This is a genomic window from Paenibacillus sp. FSL H3-0302, from assembly GCF_037982245.1.
Taxonomy (GTDB): Bacteria; Bacillota; Bacilli; order Paenibacillales; family Paenibacillaceae; genus Paenibacillus_AQ; species Paenibacillus_AQ odorifer.
The window spans coordinates 1,859,830-1,879,635 of sequence record NZ_CP150284.1 but is presented as its reverse complement, the minus strand read 5'-3'; the positions used below and the strand labels follow the sequence as shown (position 1 = coordinate 1,879,635).

At 43.9% G+C, this 19,806-nt stretch carries 13 protein-coding genes; 4 read left to right on the top strand and 9 right to left on the bottom strand.

What is annotated here, in order from left to right; genetic code table 11:
• Positions 1-107: 107 nt before the first annotated feature.
• Positions 108-1,508: a polysaccharide deacetylase family protein gene (locus tag MHH50_RS08220; protein ID WP_076192865.1), complete on the bottom strand. Its 1,401-nt coding sequence runs from the start codon at positions 1,506-1,508 to the stop codon at positions 108-110.
• 208 nt (positions 1,509-1,716) lie between these two features.
• On the opposite strand from MHH50_RS08220, the gene MHH50_RS08215 reads away from it, so the two are divergent.
• Positions 1,717-2,910 carry an AI-2E family transporter gene (locus MHH50_RS08215; RefSeq protein ID WP_340034181.1) on the top strand — a complete coding sequence of 398 codons (1,194 nt, stop codon included), beginning with the start codon at positions 1,717-1,719 and terminating at the stop codon, positions 2,908-2,910.
• On the opposite strand, the gene MHH50_RS08210 is transcribed toward MHH50_RS08215, so the two are convergent.
• The 8 genes from MHH50_RS08210 to MHH50_RS08175 form a co-directional block, all read right to left on the bottom strand.
• The gene (locus tag MHH50_RS08210) at positions 2,868-4,685 is read right to left on the bottom strand and encodes a penicillin-binding protein 2 (RefSeq protein ID WP_340034180.1); all 1,818 of its coding nucleotides are present in this window, start codon (positions 4,683-4,685) and stop codon (positions 2,868-2,870) included. The genes MHH50_RS08215 and MHH50_RS08210 overlap by 43 nt on opposite strands.
• Positions 4,686-4,850: 165 nt before the next feature.
• On the bottom strand, positions 4,851-6,923 hold the full coding sequence (locus MHH50_RS08205) for a methyl-accepting chemotaxis protein (protein ID WP_340034179.1): 2,073 nt from the start codon (positions 6,921-6,923) through the stop codon (positions 4,851-4,853).
• A 47-nt stretch (positions 6,924-6,970) separates the two neighbouring features.
• Positions 6,971-7,933 (bottom strand): alpha/beta fold hydrolase, encoded by a 963-nt coding sequence (locus MHH50_RS08200; RefSeq protein ID WP_143761917.1) that lies wholly within the window; start codon positions 7,931-7,933, stop codon positions 6,971-6,973.
• Positions 7,934-10,317: 2,384 nt separating this feature from the next.
• The gene (locus MHH50_RS08195; RefSeq protein ID WP_340034178.1) at positions 10,318-11,349 is read right to left on the bottom strand and encodes a glycoside hydrolase family 130 protein; all 1,032 of its coding nucleotides are present in this window, start codon (positions 11,347-11,349) and stop codon (positions 10,318-10,320) included.
• Between the two features lie 76 nt (positions 11,350-11,425).
• Positions 11,426-12,259: a carbohydrate ABC transporter permease gene (locus tag MHH50_RS08190; protein ID WP_076126321.1), complete on the bottom strand. Its 834-nt coding sequence runs from the start codon at positions 12,257-12,259 to the stop codon at positions 11,426-11,428.
• A gap of 3 nt (positions 12,260-12,262) precedes the next feature.
• Positions 12,263-13,144, bottom strand: coding sequence for a sugar ABC transporter permease (locus tag MHH50_RS08185; RefSeq protein WP_036675555.1), 882 nt, complete (start codon positions 13,142-13,144; stop codon positions 12,263-12,265).
• Between the two features lie 128 nt (positions 13,145-13,272).
• A complete protein-coding gene (locus MHH50_RS08180) occupies positions 13,273-14,640 on the bottom strand; it encodes an extracellular solute-binding protein (RefSeq protein ID WP_076126319.1) in 1,368 nt (455 codons plus the stop codon).
• Between the two features lie 319 nt (positions 14,641-14,959).
• Positions 14,960-15,739, bottom strand: a complete 780-nt coding sequence (locus tag MHH50_RS08175; protein WP_076308696.1) for a response regulator — start codon at positions 15,737-15,739, stop codon at positions 14,960-14,962.
• A 296-nt stretch (positions 15,740-16,035) separates the two neighbouring features.
• On the opposite strand from MHH50_RS08175, the gene MHH50_RS08170 reads away from it, so the two are divergent.
• From MHH50_RS08170 to MHH50_RS08160, 3 genes are read left to right on the top strand one after another with little or no spacing between them, the layout of a single operon-like run.
• Positions 16,036-16,986, top strand: a complete 951-nt coding sequence (locus MHH50_RS08170) for a 1,4-beta-xylanase (protein WP_076281104.1) — start codon at positions 16,036-16,038, stop codon at positions 16,984-16,986.
• A gap of 21 nt (positions 16,987-17,007) precedes the next feature.
• Positions 17,008-18,222: an AGE family epimerase/isomerase gene (locus tag MHH50_RS08165; protein ID WP_076218142.1), complete on the top strand. Its 1,215-nt coding sequence runs from the start codon at positions 17,008-17,010 to the stop codon at positions 18,220-18,222.
• On the top strand, positions 18,222-19,394 hold the full coding sequence (locus MHH50_RS08160; RefSeq protein ID WP_076279759.1) for a glycosidase: 1,173 nt from the start codon (positions 18,222-18,224) through the stop codon (positions 19,392-19,394). The genes MHH50_RS08165 and MHH50_RS08160 overlap by 1 nt, the downstream gene beginning before the upstream one ends.
• The last annotated feature ends 412 nt before the right edge of the window (positions 19,395-19,806 follow it).

The following is a 19,806-nucleotide window of genomic DNA, read 5'->3' as shown; positions in this document are numbered from 1 at the left end:
CTCTTTTTTTAATTATCCCAATAAAAAAATGTTCCACAACCCATCGCTGGATTGTAGAACATCTCTTTACATGTCCACTGTAAAATATTTATCAATAAGATCATGAATCAATTGGTTACTGTCGCACCTGGCATTTCTACATCCGCAACCGAATCATTAAGTGACAACGATTCTTCCTGTTGCGATTTGCGTTTTTTTGCAGTTTTCGGATGATGAGGCAGCTGTTGATTCATCTTTTTGAGCAACTCTGAGACAGGCATCAGGATAAGCTTCGGCACAAGGACCTCGCTCCGTTCTTTAAGCCTTGCCCCACCTGCTGGATGAATCACACTTAACAGGATTCTTAAGTAAAATTTGGAGGAACGTGCGAATAAGCCATCCGGCAAATCACGTACGGTAAAGCCGAATTTCTCCGGTCCCCGGTTAATCATGCTGACTCCATAAAGCGCTTTGGCTTCCGCAAGATCCACATCTTTGGCAATGATCTCAGCAAGAATGGGCAGATCCTTTTCCATTCTGCGGATCATTCGAATCGCAAGTTGAGCGGAAGAACGTGAATGAATCCCTAATTCGAACAACTGTTTATTATCGATGTGCAGCTCAATGACTTTGTCACCTTTACGCAGCAGTTCTCCGCCCTCGAGTTCAACCGGTTCACCCTGATATTTCCGCATCCGATAATGCAGGAAAGGATCTGACGGAGTAATCGTTTGGAGATGAAAAAGAGCTTGAAATACCTGTTCCCAAGCTAACCAAAGTCCTACAAGCACCCGTTTACCAAAAGATAAGCGCCGGATAGGTGACGTCTCAGCCATCTTAATCATCTCATCAATTCGAATGCTGCGTAGTCCCCGTTTACGGGCTTCCTCCAGAGTCTGCTCAAGAGCCACAAGCATATTCCCTGGAGCATCCGCATCTGCACCCAGCGTTGTGCCGCTATCATGCAACAACATCACTTCCCCGGGATTTAGACGGGCCAGCATCTTCTCAGTGAGTTTTTCGGCGCCGAGCTTCTCACGCCAATCGCCAAACATTGCCGACCAAAGCACAATTTCAACTTGGCGTCGTTTGGAAATATCAAATAAATTGACAATACCCCAAGGTGGACGGTAATACGTACTGCGTTCGCCAATAATATTATAAATAATATCATTCGTACGTTGAATCTGCCGGCGGACGGTTGCTGGCCGCATGAGCCAGTTCGTCTTGTGAACATAATTATGAATTCCGATGAGATGTCCCTCATCATGGATACGCTGAATAAGATCAGGATAACGTTCAGCATTAGAGCCGACTACAAAAAAGGTTGCTTTTGCATCATACCTCTTCAGTAATTCCAGCAGTAATGGTGTAAATCGAGGATCAGGTCCATCATCGAAGGTCAGTGCGAATTCATTTCGCCCAGTTCCTTTACGAAAGACACGGTAACCAAAAATCCGGCTGATCATACCAGGGATAAAAGCATAAAATGATGAGATGTAAAATAACCAGAGCAGCAAAGTCTGCATATTAATTCCCCGCTTTTCCAGAGTTGACTTTGGCTCGCCTAATGTCTGCAAGCAGAACCCGTGAAACGGCCAAGTGAAGTAGAATAAAAAAACGTTACCCCCTATTTTAACACATGTATCAAAGAAATAGACGCTTTTAAAGTAAAATCATGTACAATGTAATCAACCTGGCGTATCCACTTATAAAAAAAGGGAGTTGTTTATATCTATGCTGCCGTTATACAAAAAATATTGGCGCACATTTTTTGACATCGGATTAATTGTCCTCACGGTTTATCTAATTATGTTCTCCTTTAGTAAGCTGTATCAGTTAGCTGCACCTGTATTCCTGTCTTTTTTTGTATTTTTGCTTATCGAACCCTTGGCCCGCTTCTTGAACCGCCGTGGTCTTGGTAAACCTTTTGCCTCCGCCATTTCAGTGTTGCTCTTTCTGATTGTGCTGTTAGGTACATTATTTGGTGCCGGTCTACTGATTACGATCCAGGCCCTTCACTTCCAAGAGAACCTCCCTAAATATACATATGTGGTGCAGCAGCATTTTGTGGAGACCACGACCTACCTGCAGCAAAAAATAGATAACTTGCCACCCGATATTACGAACAAGGTCAACGGGTACTTTAAAGATGCCACGGATGTTCTAACAGGATGGCTGATTACTTTTCTAAAATACATGGCCGGTATTCTAGGCTCCTTCTCCACCTTCATGGCCAATTTCGGGATAGCCATTATTTTGGCATTTTTTCTTAGCATGGAAATCAAAGATTGGCGTAAAATCGCGCATGACAAAATGCCAAAAACCTTTAAGAACGCCTTCGCCTTTTTGCAAGGCAATGTATTCAAAGCCATCGGTTCCTATTTAAAAGCACAACTTATTCTGATCAGCATTACTTTTGCCATAGTTCTAGTCGGCTTATTTATTCTGCGAACCGGCAACGAAATCACAATGGCATTAGTCTGCGCGGTATTTGATATTTTGCCGCTTCTTGGCGTGACGACAATTTTAGTCCCTTGGATCATCTATTTGTTCATCGTGGGCAATACATCACTGGCTATTGGATTAATTATCCTCCTTGCCATTGTACTAATTGTTAGGCAGCTGCTTGAGCCGAAGATTACCGGGAATTCAATTGGCGTATCCTCAGCCTTCCTTATGCTGTCGTTCGTCATTCTGTCCACATCTGCTTTCGGTATGGCTGGTCTGATTCTGTCGCCGATTTTGCTTATTCTGATAAAAGAACTGATTCAACAAGGGTATCTTCAGAGCTGGATCTATCTCCCGCAAGAGGAATTTATCGTTTCACCCTTTGCAGCTAACGGTCCAGCTTCCAATCAGACCAGCTCTGCGCCACCACCTGAACCTCAAGCTCCAGAGGGAACCGATGATAATAAATCCAATATCTGACCGAACAGCTTAACGGCTAGATGTGAGCTGTCCGGAACGACGTTCTCCACCGCTACCGACACAGCATATCTGGGATGATCCACCGGCCCATAGCCGATAAACCATTGATTATTACGCGGCATACCCTTAACAAGGGTTTGTGCCGTACCTGATTTCCCGGCAACCGGCCATTTCGTGCTCTGCAGACTTGTGCCGGTTCCATCCGTAACTACTTTACGCATCCAGGACAGCAGCTGGCGGGCTGTAGATTCTGAGATCCTCCCGGCAGTTGAAGGGGAAAGATGACCCGGCAGATCCTCTAGCTTTTGCCCATTTGCAAAGGTTACACGCTGGAGAATTCTTGGCGCTCTCACTTCCCCGCCATGCAGTAACGTCACCACCAGGTTCGCTGCCTGAAGTGGGGTCACTTGCACATCTCGCTGCCCAATGGCCGTCTGCACTCTGGCGCCTGGATCATCCGGCAGCAAAGAAGTAAAGATCGTCCCCTTCTGCTCACCGGACAGTGGCTTAAGAACTGGAAAACCAAGCGTATTCTCCGCTTGCCAGCTAATATCTCTTCCGAGCCCCAGCGCGAGTGCTGTCGCTTGAAGCTGCGCCCCACTCAAACGTTCTGCCAGCGCAGCAAATACAGTATTACAGGACACGGCGAACCCTTGCGCCAGCGTGAGGGGACCGTGTCCTTTTCCTTTTAGACAAGACAATCCATATTTCTCATATTGCCCTGAACAATAGAAAAGCTCATCCGCTGAGGTGACCCCGGCTTCTAGTGCTGCTGCTGCTGTGACGATTTTGAAAATTGATCCAGGTACGGCAGCCTGCAACGCCCGGTTATTCCACTCTCCCCCTTCAGGGGATATCTTCTCTGGGTCGTAAAAAGGTAAAGATACCATGGCTTCAATATCTCCCGTTCCGGTGTCTAACACCACCACGGCTCCTTCCTTCATTCCAGCTTTGACAGCTAACTCCTCTATTTGTTCCTGAAGCTTTTTATCAATCGTTGTATATAAAGACAGCGGATAATACGGATTGCCCGGGGCTCTTACTTGAATGGGACTGCCCGGGACACGTTGCCCGCGCGCATCAACCTGAGCGTATGCCTCAGTATGCCCTACACCTCGAAGCAACGGCTCCAGGGTCTTTTCTAACCCGTCCGTTCCTGTCATCGGAATTCTCAGCCCCGATGGCGAAGCCTTCCCACCAGGGTTTGGGATCGCTTCCGATAAATATCCAAGCCACTGCCTACCAGTTGCGTTCCCATCATATCTGCGAGCAAAAGGAAGCACGCCTACGCCGTCGATCCCCAATGCACTCACTTCTTCTGCTTGTGCGGATGTAAGTGCGAGCGGTCCTTTTCCCACTGAGGATGGCCAAAGCAATGGTTCTTTAAGGGAAGAGCGCTTGTTTAGCAATTGCTCATAACTCACTCCAAGGATAGCTGCCAACCGGTGCATGGACTCAGCTTCTTCGTATACGACCTGCGTCACGGTATTCCTAGCCTTCGCCTCTTGAGGAAAAAACGCAGCCGTCCAAATGGTTTCCCCGGCAAGGGGTTCACTCTTTCGGTCATACAGACGCCCCCGCCCAGAGTCCAATACAGTTTCCCGTTCGCTTTGAATTTCTGCCATCTTTGCAAGTGTATATTTTGTTCCAGGGACCGTCTGTTCCTTCATAAACAGTTGAATCCACGCCAGCCTAAGGACCAACACGGCTACTACTGAACATAAAATAATCAGTCCGCCGAGTATACGTCTGTGGACATTATTGTGCAATCCCATTCCTCCTGACTGACGTTCATAGCCTTTATTATGTCCCACCCGCTGGATTATTTACACTCATGCTTAGTTAGCTAATTTATAGCCTTTTGAATAGCACAAAGACCAGTCCCAAATAATTGGAGACTGGTCTTTGTAGTTAAAAATATTTACTTAGGTTATGCAAAGTTACAAATTAAACTTGGACAGTTTTTCTTGCAACTGTCGGGACGCATGCTCAAGCTGCTCAGACAGCTCCACTAAATGATCACTCACACTTTGTTGCTCCCCGCTAAGCGAAGCCACTTCTTGAGAAGCAGCTGATGATTCTTCTGCAATGGAGCTGATATTGCCCATCGAATTTGACAGCACCTTCTGGGATTGGCTCAAGCTATCCATCGATAAAGCAACAGATTCCAAGCGTGTAATAAAATGACGCATCTGATCCTGTACAGATACGAAGATATCGCTAGTGCTCTCCACTGAAGTCACCTGCTGATTAAAAAGAGGGGCTACTTCCGAGAGAACACCTACGGTCTCGTTCATATCCTTCATAATGGTGTCTGTTATATTAGCCACCACAGCAATGGATTCTTTGGACTGATCTGCAAGCTGACGTATTTCATCGGCCACTACCATAAATCCCCGGCCGGACTCCCCTGCCCTTGCCGCTTCTATCGTTGCATTTAGAGACAAAATATTCGTCTGCTGTGTAATATTCTGCATAACATCAAGCACCTTCATCACTGATGATGTGGTGTCTTGCAGCTCATTCACTTTCAACACGAGCTTATTCGTCATGTCACCCGTCTTATTGGTTTTACCAAGCAGCTCTTTTAACTCATTAAAACCTTCTTCACTAAGCACGCCGATACTATGTGCGGTATGATCCATCTCATGCGTAGCTGAGTTCACTTTGTTCATTTGCACCGAAATTTGCCCCGTAAGCTCGTTACCCTGGTCCGCCTCCAAAGCTAGGCTGCCTGAACCTCCGGCAATTTCTTCTGTCGCTGCGGCAATCTCTTTGGCTGCCATCGCTGTCTTACGCGATACTCTACTAAGTTCATCGGCAGTTTCCATTACCTTCCTCGCGGTTTCATTAGTATGGATTACCAGTTCTGTGATCCGTTCCATCATCCTATTAAAGGAACCCGATAACTGACCAATTTCATCTCGTGAGGTAATATCCGTACGTACTCCAAGATTTCCATCTGCCCCTTGAGACATTAGATCCTTAAGTCGGGTCAAGGGCTTAGATACCATTCTGTACATCCAGTAACCAATTAGAATGGCGACAATAGCAGCCACCGCAACAATAATATATGTAGTTTTTAGAATACGAAGTGCGTCTTTCGTAAGATTCTCAGCCGGAACAACACCAAGCAATCTCCAGCTGGAGCTTTCCATCGTCCCGTACACAGCCAGAATGGATTTTCCTTTCTCATCCTTCGTTGGCAATGATCCAGCCTCATGCTCCAAACCATGAAGAAGAGTCCCTCCCAGACTGAGATAAGTATCTGTTCCCACTTGCTGGGACGATGCGATCAATTCATCCTTATCCGTCAGCAATTGCATGTAAGAGCTGGGTCCGAGATCAATTTTACGAAGCTGATTTTCTAATTCACTAATTCTAATATCACAGATAATTATGTATCCCGGGCTTTGTGTATCCCCAGCTATCGATTGTGCCAAATGAAACATACCCGAAGTATTTCCGGCTTGCCCCTGTTCTGTTCGGGGAATCCACAATGTTTGTGGTTGCTCCTCAAGCTGCTTGAACCATGAGGACTCTCTGAATTCTTTGATAAAAGCGCTGTCTTTTGATCCCGCTGACGAAGTAGGGACTTCCTGATTCATCGGGATGAGGTATACAGCTTCTACCCCCTTTGATGCGGTCAGCCAGGCATTTAGCTCGGCGCTAATCTGGTTGGACTGCAAATTACGTTCCTCATTACTTGTAGTGGGATTATTCCCTTGTTTGAGTGCATCCTGAATCTCATTGTTGTAAAGAATTCTTCCTAGGCCATCCTCATAACGCAATAATTCAACATCAAACTTCTCTGCAGCTTGGACGACTGTCTGTTGATTGGCTGACAGCGCGTTATTCTCGATCGTTTGCTCAGCTACGGAATAGGAAATGTAGCCAAGTGAGAGAACGAGCACCATTGTTGAGATGAAGAAGATGAGAAAAAGCCGCACCCCAATCGATTTGGCAGGGTGCAGCTGGAAATGCGCCTTTTCTTTTTTTACTTGCGACTTCATCAATTGTTCACCACCGTTGTCTTCAGTTATGCCTGCTGGCTTATCTCTTACAAGGTCATGAACAATTCCAACGCCCGATCGGCAAGATATGGTAAATACTCATGACCGTACTCATAATAAACCATAAGCTCTTTGGACGCTAGTATTTTATTGTATGCGGCAAATTGAGTTGAAGGTGGACAAATCGTATCGGATAACCCGGTAACCCACAGTACTTTAGCCTGTATTCTTTCGGCAAGATTCTGAATATCGATATAACCGAGCCTATTAAAAATCTCATCCTCACGCAAATGATGGGGATCAAAAAAACGGAAATAATAGTTGATCTCCTCATAAGCTGAGGTGGTAATATCCAGCTCCCAAGCACGTTTATAATCTGAAAGGAAGGGATATACAGGCAGAGCTATTTTTATGCGAGGCTCTAATGCTGCACAAGCCACAGTCAGCGCTCCACCTTGAGATAGCCCAAAGGCACCTACACGTTCAGGATCAACTTCATCCATAGACATCAGAACTCGGGCAGTCTGTGCCGTATCCAAAAACACATTGCGATAATAAAGGTTATCAGGATTAGGATCATCCATCCCTCGAATGATATGTCCGCGTATCGTAGTCCCTTTTACGGTAAGGTTATCTTCGGAGAGGCCACCCTGGCCGCGACAATCCATCGCCAGGACGCTAATCCCGTGAGCAGCATATGCCACCTTCTCCATCCAATCCCCGCTGTCACAGGAGTATCCATGGAACATCACTACACCGGGACCTTTTTTATGTACGCTGTTCTTCGGTCTTACATATTTGCAATGGATTCTTGCACCGCCAACTCCGGTAAAATACAAATGAAAACATTCCGCAAGTTCACTGACAAACTCCGCTGGTTCCAGTTCATAATCCAGCGGCTGTGCATCCAGATCACGCAATGCCCGCTCCCAAAACTGCTCGAAATCATCCGGTTTTGGACTACTTCCGTTATATTCCTTTAACTGTGACAAATTCATGTCGCTTCCCAAAATATTGTTCCTCCTTAAGTTATGTAACGAAATTGTTCGCTTGCTGTTCGTAACCGCGAAGCAACGTTAGAGTTACTATGCTAGATAGAAACGGAAAACCCAATATGGGTTTTCCGTTGATGTATGGATATCTACGAGGGGGTAGTTGCGATGGGATAGTGAGATGGGATAGTGAGATGGGATAGTTGGGTTTTCTGCGACTGAATAGTTTAATTGCAGCTCCGAGGCTGGATAGTTGCACTTTGTGCAGCTATTACAGTTGAATATGTGTGTTTTCCCTTTTAGTTGCACTTTGTACAACTAACAAACGGTAAAAGGAGCTTTTGGTGGTTACTTCGCTGATATAGTTGCACGAAGTGCAATTATATCGCCTAGTAACCAAAAAAATGTTAGTTTAAGTGCACATAGTGCAACTATTTACGTCAGAGCCATAGAGTAACTAAGTAACTAAGCAACAGAGTAGCAGAAACGCCAACAGAGCCACATTCACCACTCACTCGCTGCTTGCCTATTACCTCCACAACTAATCATATTCCACGTACCACTACCTTCTTATTACCTCCACAACTAATCACATTCCACGTACCACTACCTTCTTATTACCTCTACAACCACTCACATTCCACTTGCACCTATCTTCCCATTACCTTCACAACACCCACATTTCCCACCTTGCCTATTAACTTCTTTATAATCGTCACAGTAACAGCTTCTGGCTGGATAGTTGTACTTTGTGCAGCTATTATAGCTGAATATGTGTTTTTTCCCTTTTAGTTGCACTTTGCACAACTAAAAAACGGTAAAAGGAGCTTTTGGTGGTTACTTCGCTGATATAGTTGCACGAAGTGCAATTATATCGCCTAGTAACCAAAAAAATGTTAGTTTAAGTGCACATAGTGCAACTATTTACGTCAGAGCCATAGAGTAACTAAGTAACTAAGCAACAGAGTAGCAGAAACGCCAACAGAGCCACATTCACCACTCACTCGCTGCTTGCCTATTACCTCCACAACTAATCATATTCCACGTACCACTACCTTCTTATTACCTCCACAACTAATCACATTCCACGTACCTACTACCTTCTTATTACCTCTACAACCACTCACATTCCACTTGCACCTATCTTCCCATTACCTTCACAACACCCACATTTCCCACCTTGCCTATTAACTTCTTTATAATCGTCACAGTAACAGCTTCTGGCTGGATAGTTGTACTTTGTGCAGCTATTATAGCTGAATATGTGTTTTTTCCCTTTTAGTTGCACTTTGTACAACTAAAAAACGGTAAAAGGAGCTTTTGGAGGTTACTTGGCTGATATAGTTGCACGAAGTGCAATTATATCGCCTAGTAACCAAAGAAATGTTAGTTTAAGTGCACAGAGTGCAACTATTTACGTCAGAGCCATAGAGTGACCAAGCCATAGAGTAACTAAGCAACAGAGTAGCAGAAAAGCCAACAGAGCCACCTTCACCACTCACTAGCTGCTTGCCTATTACCTCCACAACTAATCATATTCCACGTACCACTACCTTCTTATTACCTCCACAACTAATCACATTCCACGTACCTACTACCTTCTTATTGCCTTCACAACACCCACATTTCCATTTTGCCTATTAACTTCTTTATAATCGGCACAGTAACAGTTTGCGACTGGATAGTTGCACTTTGTGCAGCTATTACAGCTGAAATATATTTGTTTCTAATCTTAGTTGCACTTTGTACAACTAAAAAACGGTAAAAGGAGCTTTTGGTGGTTACTTCGCTAATATAGTTGCACGAAGTGCAATTATATCGCTTAGCACCTTAGGTATAGTTAGTTTAAGTGCACATAGTGCAACTATTTACGTCAGAGCCATAGAGTTGCACTTTGTGCAACTATTTACGTCAGAGCCATAGAGTTGTACTTTGTGCAGCTATTATAGCTGAATATGTGTTTTTTCCCTTTTAGTTGCACTTTGTACAACTAAAAAACGGTAAAAGGAGCTTTTGGTGGTTACTTCGCTGATATAGTTGCACGAAGTGCAACTATATCGCCTAGTAACCAAAGAAATGTTAGTTTAAGTGCACAGAGTGCAACTATTTACGTCAGAGCCATAGAGTGACCAAGCCACAGAGTGACTAAACAACAGAGTGATCAGAATCGCCAACAGAGCCGAATTTCCCCCTCGCCTGCTACTTATCTATTACAGGCGATAATGTGTCGTTCTGTTGTACATTCTGCAACAGAACACGGAGGTCGCACAAGGCAACCTCCGCACTGAGCACACCCAACAACATTCAACACACCAAACCCAACACACTTCTTTCGAACTCTACGCTACGCAATTCTCCGGAACTCTAGCAAACTCACTGAAAATATAGGTTATTAAGTCCAATTAGATTTTGCCTAAACCTGCATCATCGCCAACCTCTTCATGGGTTTCGATGACATAGTTGACGATTTCATTAACCGTTGTATAAGCAACGCCTACATAAGTATCAGCCGCGCCATAATAGATGGCGATACGGCCGGTTTCTGCATCATGCAGAGTAGCACATGGGAACAGGACGTTATTCACAAAACCTCTTTCCTCGTACCATTCTTCTGGCGTTAATACAAAGTTCTTCGAGCGATATTTTACTTTCGAGGGCTCATTGATGTCCAAAATAACCGCTCCCATACTATACACAAGACCATTGCACGTTCCAGTTACGCCATGGTAGAACATCAACCAGCCTTCAGTAGTTTCAATCGGCGCTGGTCCGCCACCAATTTTGACACTTTGCCACCAGCCTTGACCACCCTTGGTCATTACATGGCGGTGTTTTCCCCAATATACGAAGTCAGGGCTCTCACTAAGGAATACATCACCAAATGGCGTATGGCCACTGTCACTTGGACGGGACAACATCACGAAGTTATTGTTGATTTTTCTAGGGAACAGTACACCGTTCCGGTTGAATGGCAGGAATGGGTTTTCCAAGCTGATAAATGTTTTAAAATCTTTTGTTTTCGCTACCCCAATAGCTGCGCCGTAGAAATCTGTACACCAGATAATATAAAATGTATCTTCAACCTTCACCAGACGTGGATCGTAAGCATAACGCGGCTGATAAGGATTACCTTCTTCATCTATAAATCGGATCGGCTCATCATCGATTTTCCAATCCAAACCATCCACACTATGTCCCATACGCAGATGCGGACGAGTAGTGTTATCTTCTACACGAAATACACCAATAAAACTGCCTTCATACGCAGCAACCGCACTATTGAAAATACGGGCTACACCTTTTGCAGGATTTCTTTTGATAACCGGGTTATCATTATGTCTCCAAATCGGATTCTCGTAGCCAGCAGGCTTTTCTTGCCAAGGCATGTTCGGGATGTTAATTGCACTTGCTCCAACCAATTTTACTTCACTCATTAGTTTTCCCTCCAAATGTATACAACTTTTCAGTATGCTATTTTATCTAGTACTGTTATTAAATTTACTGTCGAGCTCACTTTACAGAACCTTGTGAAAAACCATTGTAGATATATTTTTGCAAGGCGGTAAACACAACCAATGTCGGTATAATTGCGATCATAATCGCCGCACATATTACTTCCCACTGCGATCCATATGGACCTTTAAACTTAAAGAGTGCTGTGGAGATCGTTTGCAGATCTGTTTTCGGCATATAAAGGAAAGGGGTGTAAAAATCGTTATAAATGTTAACACCCTTCACGATCACTACAGTTACAATCGCCGGCTTCAACAGTGGCAAAATAATTCTCCAATAAATTGTCCAATACGAAGCTCCGTCCAGCATCGCGGATTCATCCAGTGACTCGGAGATCGAGTCCAAAAACTGCATGAAGATATAAACAGCGATAATATCCGTGCCCAAGTACATAACGATTGGTGCCCATCTGGTATTAAATAATCCCAAGTGATTGATGATTTGGAAAGTAGCTACTTGTGTAGTTACACCTGGAATCAGGGTGGCAATCAGGAACATACTAATTAGGATCTTACTGCCTTTAAATTTGAAGCGCGATAAAATATAAGCCATCATCGAACCCGTCAACGTAGCACCCGCAATAGAAATCACAACGATAATGACAGTATTTTTAAAACCGAGCAGCATTTTTCCGTCTACAAAAGCCTTAGTGTAGTTGGAGAAATTCAACCAATTCTCTGGCAGCGTTAACGGTCCGGTAGAAGCATATTCGGCTCCGGTTTTTAATGAAGCGAAAAACACGACCACGATAGGTATCAAAGCTACAAGTGCTCCCAAAATCAAGGTGAGATATTTGAATATACTAGCAGTGGTATATTTTACAGAATGCATAGTTTATTTCTCCTCCTTGATCAGAACGCGCTGCAAAATAGTAACTATGATAACAATACCCAGCAATACCACGGCCATCGCCGATGCCAAACCAACCTTGCTGTATTTGAAAGCTACATCGACCGTCTGAATTACGAATGTACTACTTCCGTTAGATCCGCCTGTCATGACGTATGGAATTTCGAATACCCCAATGGCGCCACTAACCGCAAGAATCAAGTTCAATTGCAGAATACGTTTAATGCTTGGCAAAATAATATGCATAAACTGATGCCATCTGTTTGCACCGTCAATTTCAGCGGCCTCATAGATATCCTTACCAATAGAAGAAATAGCTCCGAGGAAAATCAGGAAGTTCATTCCCATGTATCTCCACAGTGACGCACCTGCGAGCGAGAAGTTAATCAAATTAGGATTTAGAAGCCACTTCTGCTGCAGACTGCCAAGCCCAATCAGATTGAGAATCGTATCTAACGTTCCATCTGGTTTGAAAAAGAACAGGAAGATAAAACCGATTGCTACACCGTTTAGCAAGGTCGGGAAGAACAAAATCCCTTTAAACAAGTTTTTCATGCGAACACTAAAGCTCAAGATGGTTGCAAAATACAAGGCAAGTGCCATCTGAATAAAGGTGGTAAAGAAATAATACAAACTGACCTTAAACACAGAAAAATACTCAGGTTTCGTAAAAATGGTCTTGTAGTTTTCTAAACCGACATATTCCATATTTTTGCTCAATCCATTCCAACTGGTGAAGCTGTACCGAAACATACTGATGACTGGATAATAAGCGAATGTGAGCAGCAACAATATCGGCACTAATGAGAATAAGATGATGATAGCGATTCTTTGATTTTTATAGCTCAAATTTGAAAACTTAAACACCCGATACACCTCCAGAAAAAGCATCCTCATTTATTTAAGACTCGTTTAAATGTGAAGGGGGAAATGCTTGTTAGCATATCCCCTCCCACATTCACTACCGCCTATAGCATCTAAGAAGCTTATAGTTGTTACTGTGCTGTGACTTTAGCGCGAGCGGCTTTCCACTTGTCGTTCAGGTCTTTCATGATGTCATCATAGGATTCTTTTCTGTTGCCAATCGCTGCTTCAATAATCCGTTTCTTGAAGTCTGGCTGCCAAGCACCGATCTCAGCTTGTTTGTCGATTTCATCAGACCAGCCTTCTTCACCAGCTTTAGCAGGAGCAAGAGTATCAAAGGTTACATCTGTACCTTCATATTGTTTCAGGATTTCTGGAAGCTCTGCACCGATAGCCGGGCTCATACCGCCGCCTTCAGTTGTAGGATAGTTAGATTCGTTGATGAACCAATCCACCCAAGCTCTAGCAGCTTCTTTGTTTTTACTGTGCACGCTGACACCCAGATTGTAGTCCCCAGCAAGCGGCACAAGGATTTTATCCGCATTGGTTGGGAAAGGCATAAATCCAACATCGTCTGGATTTGTAGCCAGGCCTTTGATTTGCCCAATTGCCCAAGATCCAAGCACCATAGTCCCAATTTTTCCGTTGGCCAGATCAGCTTTGGAAGATTCCCAGTCTGTTGTAGTTGGATCTTCTTCAATCAAACCTTTTTGTGCTGCATCGTACAGAATTTTGTACAATTCATAGTGTGGTTGACCCGCTACATAGTTGTCGTCGCTAGCCACTTGAGCAATGTTCACATAATCACGGTCACCAGCTACTGTAGCCAGATCCGCTTCCCATTGCGTCAATGTCCAGCCTGCTGCGTAATTTGTGTAAAGAGGAACAGCTTGTGTTTTGTCTTTAATAGTCTGCAGGGCAGTCAAGAATTGTTCAGGGGTTTTGGGAACGTCTGTAATTCCGGCATCTTTGAAGACTTGTTTGTTATAGATAATCCCGTTAAAGTTGATAGTCATCGGAATACCATAGGCAACACCGTCTACTGCACGTTCTTCCAAGCCTGTGTATTGTTTGCTCATTTCTTCAAGCTTGCCAAGGGGTTCGAAGAAATCAGGAATATCTTTTACAGCTATGCTAGTAGGTAACAAAAGAACGTCGCCATAATCACTAGTGCTCATACGAATTTTAATTTGATCTTCGTAAGTAGCGAGCGCTTCAAAGTTCACCTTTACATCAGGATATTTCTCATTAAATTTAGCTGCATACTCTTTGAATACGGTATCAACAATATCTGTTCTTTGCGTTATGACTGTGATATCCCCTTTGATATCCTTGGCTGCTGTACCATCAGCTGGAGCAGTTGCCTCTGCTGAAGAACCATTGTTTCCTGTGTTTTTAGCAGCTTCATTGTTAGTGTTGTTGTTTGAGGAACAACCGCTAAACAATCCCGCCACAAGTGTTAGTGCCATCAAGCCCATCATTGTTTTGCCTTTTTTCATGCTGTTACGACCCCTCTCTTCAATTCAACTCTAGTTTTAGATAAATAACAAAAATAATAACTTTTATCATCACTCATAACTTGAAAGAGTAGCCATTAATACCGGATTATCTGAATTACTCTTGAAAACAAGTGATGATATCGCTTACAAACCCATTATAAATCTATTTTCGACGCAAAACGATGGTTTCAATTGCTTTTTCTGGTCTTCTATTTGTTATTTTTGTTTTACTTATAATAATTTTGTTATCTAATTTATAAAAATATCCAAAAAAAAAGAGAGCTTTTCGCCCTCCTAATAAATAGCTTCCTATATATGCCTAAAACTCACGTTCAATTTTCGGGAATTTACAGCCGCTTTTATAATCCTTAGGTGTCATACCACACATTTTCTTGAACAATTTATTAAAATATACCGGATCGCTATAACCCACCTTCTCGGCAATTTCATAATTTTTCAGGTCAGGATGCTCCATTAACAGTTCCTTTGCTTTAGAAATTCTAATCCGAATCAGATAGTCTGTGATCGTCTGCCCCGTCTTTAATTTGAACAAACGGCTGAGATAACTCGCATTCATGCCCACCATCTCCGCTAGACGTTCAAGCTCGAAGTTCTGATCATACTCTCTCTCCAGAATACTTTTTGTCTGCTCAACTACATAATGTTCTCCACCATCCGCAGCTTGTGAGAAAATCTCCTCATGCTCCGTCACGGTCTTTTTCTTTACATCCTCTACTCTCTTAAGCAGTTCATATAGCTGAGTCTTATCAATCGGTTTAAGCAAATAATCCATCACCCCATGACGGATCGCTCGACGGGCATATTCAAATTCACTAAAACCGCTAAGGACAGCAATAGGTATATCCTCCATATGGTCTCTAACCTGTTCAATCAGCTTAAAACCATCCATTCTAGGCATTTTGATATCTGTAATAAGCAGATCTATATCCTCCCGGGATAACTTTTCTAAATGTTCCCAGGCTTCCAACCCGTTGCCGTAAGATCCAATTACATGTACGTCTATTTCCATTCTGGATGTGATTTTTTCGAGCCCCCTGCGAATGACTTCCTCGTCGTCCGCAATCATAACATTTATCATTTGAGTAATTCCCTCCAGTTGTATCCGCCAGTTATTATGATTGCGCTATCATCACGAATAGTATCTCCCCATGTATTACGTCAATGTACGATTGCGCCCTTTTATAGTCTTATATTTACTATAACTAAAGTTATTCAAATTTCCCAGCTTCAACTACAAATTGTCCTTGAAATCATCTGCGAAAAAGTATATAACTAAATTAAGTTGTTATTATAAACTAACAAAACAATAATAACTATCTAACAAAATGAAGATTGCTAATTTTTCTATTTTTGTGTGTAAAGTGAGGATTCTCGATGATGTTAAACAACGAATACATTGCAGGCGTAACCTGGGGTTTCTCGGGTAGACGTGGTTCATGGACAACAGAAGAAGCTGAGTGTTCGCTGGAATTAATGTCCTCTGTCACCGGAGCGAACTGGACGGCCATTGCGCTCAGCGCGCTTCAAGCTACCGCTCATTCTACGGAAATTCCCTACTGGGAGGCTCCAACCGTTAGCGACGAAGAAGTGAAATGGGCTATCAGCAAAGCGAAGTCACTGCAGCTAAAAGTATGCCTGAAGCCGATTGTTAATTGTGCTGACGGAACTTGGCGTGCCCATATTAACTTTTTTGATAAGGATGTCCCTTGCGAGCCTAAATGGTCTGAGTGGTTCAGCTCTTATACTAAATTTATTCTGCACTATGCCGCTATCGCTGAGGAAACAGGCTGTGAAATGTTCTGTATTGGCTGTGAGCTTGTACAGACGGATAGACGCGAAGCCGAATGGCGTTCGCTTATTGCTGAGGTGCGGAAGGTCTACTCAGGTATTCTTACTTATAATTGCGATAAGTATCAGGAGGATAACGTAACCTGGTGGGATGCGCTCGATGTGATTTCTTCAAGTGGGTATTATCCAGCTAGTGATTGGGAGGCTCAGCTCGACCGGATTGAGCAAGTGGTGCACTCACAGAATAAGCCGTTCTTTTTCATGGAAGCGGGTTGCCCAAGCCGGAGCGGAAGCGCCGCGATTCCCAATGATTGGACCTTAAAGGGCGAACCAAGTCAAGAAGAACAAAGTAAATTCTATCAGGCAATGTTTCAAGGCTGTGAGCACAGAGATTGGGTTCAGGGCTTTATGCTCTGGGATTGGCCTACTCATCTTTATCCAATTGAAGAAGCAGTACAGAATGATGATTACTGTATGTACGGTAAGCAAGCCGCTGGGATCATCAACGAATATTTCACCTCAAAAATCACCAAATAATGTGAGGAGTGACTGATTACAATGATTAATTCACCAGAATTATGGTTGACCCAACTTGAGGATGAGCTGCAGGATAATATTCTTAGTTTTTGGATGAAACAGACGAAGGACGAAGTGAACGGCGGTTTTATAGGTGAAATCGACAATCAGCTGAACATTACTCCTAACGCAGAGAAAAGCCTTGTGCTTAATGCCCGGATCCTTTGGTCCTTTGCGAGCGCTTACCGGATCTACGGTAAACCGGAATATCTGGCGATGGCAGAACGTGCTTATACCTACCTGATGGAACACTTCATTGATAAAGAGTATGGCGGATTATACTGGATGGTGGATGCTGAGGGCAGACCTTCTCAAGAGAAAAAGCAGATCTATGGCCAATCCTTTGCTATCTACGCACTGGCTGAATTCTACCATGCGACCGGACGTCCAGAAGTCTTAGAGGATGCGATTCAATTATTCCAGCTAGTTGAAAAATACGGCTATGATTCTATTTATAAAGGTTATGTCGAAGCTTTATCACGGGAATGGCAAATCACTGATAACCTCAGTCTCAGCAGCAAAGATATGAATGAAAAAAAATCTATGAATACCCATCTGCATGTTCTGGAAGCGTATACCGGTCTCTATCGAGTATGGAAGTCGGAGGAACTAAAGAGCACGCTAACTGAGCTAATCGAAACGATGCTGGATCATATCATTGATCAGGAAGGCCAGCATTTTCATCTTTTCTTAGATGAAGCATGGAATGTGAAATCAGATATTATCTCCTACGGACATGACATCGAAGGAAGCTGGCTGCTGGTGGAAGCTGCTGAAACCCTTGGAGAAGAGCAGCTGCTGCAGCGTGTGCGAACAGTCGCTGTCTCCATGGCAGAAGCCGTTCTTGCGGAAGGTATAGATAGCGATGGAGGGATATGGAATGAAGCTGACCCAAGCGGGCTGCTGAGCAAAGATAAAGATTGGTGGCCGCAAGCTGAGGCGGTTGTTGGATTCTATAATGCTTATCAGCTGACTGGTAACAGCAAATTTAATGAGGCTGCCCAAGCCTCCTGGACTTTTATCGATAAATACATGGTGGATCACAAGCTGGGTGAATGGTACTGGGGCGTGGACGAGAACCTTCAGCCCCTGCCTCACGGATCAAAGGTTAGCGCCTGGAAATGTCCTTATCATAACAGCAGAGCCTGCTTCGAAATGATCGCACGACTGAAATCAACTATAAAGGAGACTGTCTAATGTCATCATTATTCCAAGAACGCAAACAACAATTAACAGAACGTTATGAAGCCCTGATCGCTCGCAAGAACGAAAAGCTTCCTTATGGAAACGGCATTTATGACCGATATGCTCATCCACTGCTAACTGCTGAGCATGCGCCCTTAATCTGGCGTTATGATTTTAACCCAGATACCAACCCTTATTTTGCCGAAAGAATTGGCGTCAACGGCGTCTTCAACCCGGGTGCTATTGCACTGAATGGCAAATTCTATCTTGTTGCTCGCGTGGAAGGCAATGACCGCAAATCTTTTTTCGCTGTAGCAGAAAGCGACAATGGCGTGGACGGCTTCCGCTTCTGGGATCATCCAGTTGTGCTGCCGGAGACAGAAGTTCCTGATATCAACGTCTACGACATGCGCCTCGTTAGCCATGAAGATGGCTGGATCTACGGCCTCTTCTGTACAGAACGCAAAGATCCAGAAGCTCCACATGGTGACCTTTCTAGCGCAGTAGCACAGTGTGGTATTGTTCGCACCAAAGATCTGAAGACCTGGGAACGTCTGGCGGATCTCAAAACAGGCTCTGCTCAGCAGCGTAATGTCGTGCTACACCCTGAATTTGTAGATGGAAAATACGCTTTCTACACTCGCCCACAAGATGGCTTTATCGATGCAGGTTCCGGTGGCGGTATTGGCTGGGGACTCTCGGATACAATTGAAGATGCCGTAATTACCAGCGAGACTATCATGGACGAACGCTACTACCATACCATCAAGGAAGTTAAAAATGGCCAAGGTCCAGCTCCAATCAAAACTGCAAAAGGCTGGCTGCATATTGCTCATGGTGTACGCAACACAGCTGCTGGACTCCGATACGTGCTTTATGCTTTCTTGTCTGACCTGGATGAGCCAAACAAAGTTACTCATTCACCTGGTGGTCATTTCATCGCACCAGACGGTGAAGAACGTGTCGGCGATGTCTCCAATGTCGTGTTCTGTAATGGCGTGATTGCACTTGATAACGGTGAAATCTATATTTACTACGCCTCCTCCGACACTCGTATCCATGTGGCTACAACTACCGTTGACCAAATGTTAGATTATGTGCTGAACACTCCAGAGGATCCCCTTCGCTCTTATGCTTGTGTACAGCAACGTATTGCTCTTATTGATCGTAATTTAGCATTGTAAAAAAAGTTCATAAACCCTAAAAATCAACAGAGCAGCGATTCTCCTATATTAGGAGGATCGCTGCTCTGCGTTTTGATCATTCACTGTTTGCTTCAAGCGAATATCAATCATCCAGAGTAACTTAAGGACTCAGATGACGCTATTCACATGTATTTAGCCTTCAAAGTAAGTTTTCGGACTCCAGGGGCGCTATTCCCTGAAAAGAGTCCCATTTGGGGCGTTTTCTAGGCCGATAGCTGCGCTGGAGTCCGTTAGCATTGTAAATATCGGATAATACTGCATATAGGGTCTGCTGTGTCCGTTAGCGGGTTACTATGCGTATTTGATTGCGTATTTGATTGTGGTTTTAATTGCGTATTTGATAGTATTTGCCGTTTGCCTTTTCGACACAAAAAGCCTTTTACATGACGCA

Bases quoted from the DNA above. Each gene is read 5' to 3' on its own strand.
- MHH50_RS08220 (WP_076192865.1), bottom strand. From the start codon at position 1,508: ATGCAGACTTTGCTGCTCTGGTTATTTTACATCTCATCATTTTATGCT.
- MHH50_RS08215 (WP_340034181.1), top strand. From the start codon at position 1,717: ATGCTGCCGTTATACAAAAAATATTGGCGCACATTTTTTGACATCGGA.
- MHH50_RS08210 (WP_340034180.1), bottom strand. From the start codon at position 4,685: ATGGGATTGCACAATAATGTCCACAGACGTATACTCGGCGGACTGATT.
- MHH50_RS08205 (WP_340034179.1), bottom strand. From the start codon at position 6,923: ATGAAGTCGCAAGTAAAAAAAGAAAAGGCGCATTTCCAGCTGCACCCT.
- MHH50_RS08195 (WP_340034178.1), bottom strand. From the start codon at position 11,349: ATGAGTGAAGTAAAATTGGTTGGAGCAAGTGCAATTAACATCCCGAAC.
- MHH50_RS08190 (WP_076126321.1), bottom strand. From the start codon at position 12,259: ATGCATTCTGTAAAATATACCACTGCTAGTATATTCAAATATCTCACC.
- MHH50_RS08180 (WP_076126319.1), bottom strand. From the start codon at position 14,640: ATGAAAAAAGGCAAAACAATGATGGGCTTGATGGCACTAACACTTGTG.
- MHH50_RS08175 (WP_076308696.1), bottom strand. From the start codon at position 15,739: ATGATAAATGTTATGATTGCGGACGACGAGGAAGTCATTCGCAGGGGG.
- MHH50_RS08170 (WP_076281104.1), top strand. From the start codon at position 16,036: ATGATGTTAAACAACGAATACATTGCAGGCGTAACCTGGGGTTTCTCG.
- MHH50_RS08165 (WP_076218142.1), top strand. From the start codon at position 17,008: ATGATTAATTCACCAGAATTATGGTTGACCCAACTTGAGGATGAGCTG.
- MHH50_RS08160 (WP_076279759.1), top strand. From the start codon at position 18,222: ATGTCATCATTATTCCAAGAACGCAAACAACAATTAACAGAACGTTAT.